The following is a 2552-nucleotide window of genomic DNA, read 5'->3' as shown; positions in this document are numbered from 1 at the left end:
TCTTCCACGGGCATCAGGAAAGCACCGTCCACAGCGCGCTCTGGCGTTGGGATGTAGGTGTCCAGAGCTTCAGCCAGACGCAGGATTGCGGGCTCACCCTTGTCGGATTGGTCGCCTTCCAGAGCCAGCTTAGCCGAGCCGCGGATGATGGGGGTGTCGTCACCTGGGAAATCGTACTTGTCCAGCAGTTCGCGGACTTCCATTTCCACCAGTTCCAGCAGCTCTTCGTCATCCACCATGTCGCACTTGTTCAGGAACACGATGATGTAAGGCACGCCCACCTGGCGAGCCAGCAGGATGTGTTCACGGGTCTGGGGCATGGGGCCGTCAGCAGCCGAGCAAACCAGAATAGCGCCGTCCATCTGAGCAGCGCCGGTGATCATGTTCTTCACATAGTCGGCGTGACCAGGGCAGTCCACGTGAGCGTAGTGGCGGTTAGCCGTTTCGTACTCAACGTGTGCGGTATTGATGGTAATGCCGCGCGCCTTTTCTTCAGGAGCAGCGTCGATTTCGTCGTACTTCTTGGCTTCGCCGCCGAACTTGGCAGACAGCACGGTTGCGATAGCAGCCGTCAGCGTGGTCTTGCCGTGGTCCACGTGACCAATGGTGCCCACGTTCACGTGCGGCTTGGTGCGCTCGAATTTTCCTTTTGCCATTCTAGACTCCGAAAAAACCTAAACCTAATGGGATATAGCGCAACAAGAACCGTGCGCACTTAAATATGGTGCCCACGGGCAGGATCGAACTGCCGACCTCCCCCTTACCAAGGGGGTGCTCTACCACTGAGCCACATGGGCAATTTTTTCAAATTGCAACAGGATCGCTTTACTGCAGACTGGAGCGGGAGACGGGAATCGAACCCGCGTCATTAGCTTGGAAGGCTAGGGTTCTACCATTGAACTACTCCCGCATCAACCGCGCCATAAGCGCAATTGCTGCAAAGCTTTCTTCTTCAACCATTTCTGGTGGAGGGGACTGGATTCGAACCAGTGTAGGCGTAAGCCAACAGATTTACAGTCTGCCCCCTTTAGCCACTCGGGCACCCCTCCGAAGAAGAACTAGATTGTAGCATCATTTTTGGCTGTTTTTAGAAACTTCCGATTTCTCGCAAATTTCTTTCAGGGACGCAACCCGCACAAACCCGAAAACAATGCTTCTCTCTATATAAAAAGCCCCGAGACCTAAATCTCGAGGCTCTTAACTGGTGCGGCTGGCAGGAATCGAACCCACGACCCCTTGGTTCGTAGCCAAGTACTCTATCCAGCTGAGCTACAGCCGCTAAGCTGCGTATTGTAGGCGGTTTTTGGGTGCCCCGAACGAATCGGCCATGTTTTTTCAAAAAATCGTGCTGAAACCGGGTGATCCGTCGCAGCGAGAGCGCACATGGCGCCTTTCTTTGAAGCCTGGGGAGATAGATCTCAGCGCTCAAGCAGGCGGCTCGCGCAGCCTTGCTCATCTCCATGCCGGCACCTTCCGAGGAGAAGGCAGCAAGATCTGCAGCTCGTCAACACCGCAAGCAAAGTACGGCACGCCAGCAGGCACCCAACAGACAACAAAAAACCCGCGCTGCGACGTCACAGGCGGGTTGATGCTGCTCGGGCCGAGCAAAAAGAAGCTGTTGGTGCGGCTGGCGGGGATCGAACCCACGACCCTTGGCTTCGGAGGCCAATACTCTATCCACTGAGCTACAGCCGCACAAGCTGCAGACGCAAAGCGCTGCAGATCAACCCGCAGATTATGGCATGGCTTCGATGCCCTGACCGATCAGTTGTCGCCCGGGCATTGCAGCAAAGACAGACCTTCCAAAACCCTTAGCTACCTGCAGGCAGTTGGCTGGGCCCAAAGCCCAGGCCGGCCAGATAGGCCTCCACCGCTTTTTCACCCATGCTGCGCAGCGGAAAGTTGCCTTCATTGAGCACCCAGCCGTGGATCAGCCCCACAAATAAAGAATGCAAGCCCAGCGCTGCCTCCTGCGGCGTCATCTGCATCTGCACCTGGTCCTGCTGCGAGGCCTCTGCCAGATCAGCGGCAAATTTGCGCTGGGAGCAGGCAAAGCTCTCGACATGGCCTTCTCTCACGCTCTCGAGTTCGCCCACGTATTCCAGCTTGAACAGCGCCGTGTCAAACACCTTGCGGCGGCGTTCGTCCCCATCCATACTGTCAAACACTGCATAGATTGATCGGCGGATTCGATCAAGCGGGGCCAGCTCGCCATATTTGTCGTCACAAATTTCCTCGAAGGGCATGCAGATGCGATCGAGCATCGATGTAAAAACATCGACCTTGTCTTTGAAGTGCCAGTACACCGCCCCGCGCGTCGCACCTGCCCGCTGGGCGATTTCGTTGAGCGAGGCGCGCGCCACGCCCTTCTCGAAGAACACCTGTTCTGCCGCATCCAGCAGCTTGACGCGGGTCTCATCTGCCTCTGCTTTAGTACGTCGGGCCATCGCTTGTATTCCGTTCTTGCAAGCACATGACCCCTGTTTGTCAACCCAAAGGACATGCGTTATTTATCAAATTTCGACAATTATACATTTGCGCATGTATGTATA

The 2552-nt window shown here is 55.8% G+C and carries 2 protein-coding genes and 5 tRNA genes; all 7 read right to left on the bottom strand.

The window, feature by feature from the left end; translation table 11 throughout:
- On the bottom strand, positions 1 to 656 hold a 656-nt coding region (locus tag LPW39_RS13270), incomplete at its 3' end, for a GTP-binding protein (protein ID WP_230773263.1).
- A 66-nt stretch (positions 657 to 722) separates the two neighbouring features.
- A tRNA-Thr gene (locus LPW39_RS13265) sits at positions 723 to 797 on the bottom strand.
- Positions 798 to 836: 39 nt separating this feature from the next.
- Positions 837 to 910: transfer RNA gene (locus LPW39_RS13260), tRNA-Gly, on the bottom strand.
- A gap of 53 nt (positions 911 to 963) precedes the next feature.
- Positions 964 to 1049, bottom strand: a tRNA-Tyr gene (locus LPW39_RS13255).
- A 153-nt stretch (positions 1050 to 1202) separates the two neighbouring features.
- A tRNA-Arg gene (locus tag LPW39_RS13250) sits at positions 1203 to 1279 on the bottom strand.
- Between the two features lie 340 nt (positions 1280 to 1619).
- Positions 1620 to 1695, bottom strand: a tRNA-Arg gene (locus tag LPW39_RS13245).
- Positions 1696 to 1811: 116 nt separating this feature from the next.
- The gene (locus LPW39_RS13240) at positions 1812 to 2447 is read right to left on the bottom strand and encodes a TetR family transcriptional regulator (RefSeq protein ID WP_230775576.1); all 636 of its coding nucleotides are present in this window, start codon (positions 2445 to 2447) and stop codon (positions 1812 to 1814) included.
- Between the last annotated feature and the right edge of the window lie 105 nt (positions 2448 to 2552).

Origin of the sequence: Comamonas koreensis, from assembly GCF_021026195.1 — a bacterium.
Lineage (GTDB): Bacteria > Pseudomonadota > Gammaproteobacteria > Burkholderiales > Burkholderiaceae_C > Comamonas > Comamonas koreensis.
The sequence above is the reverse complement of the archived record's forward strand: the minus strand, read 5'-3'. Positions and strand labels throughout refer to the sequence as shown.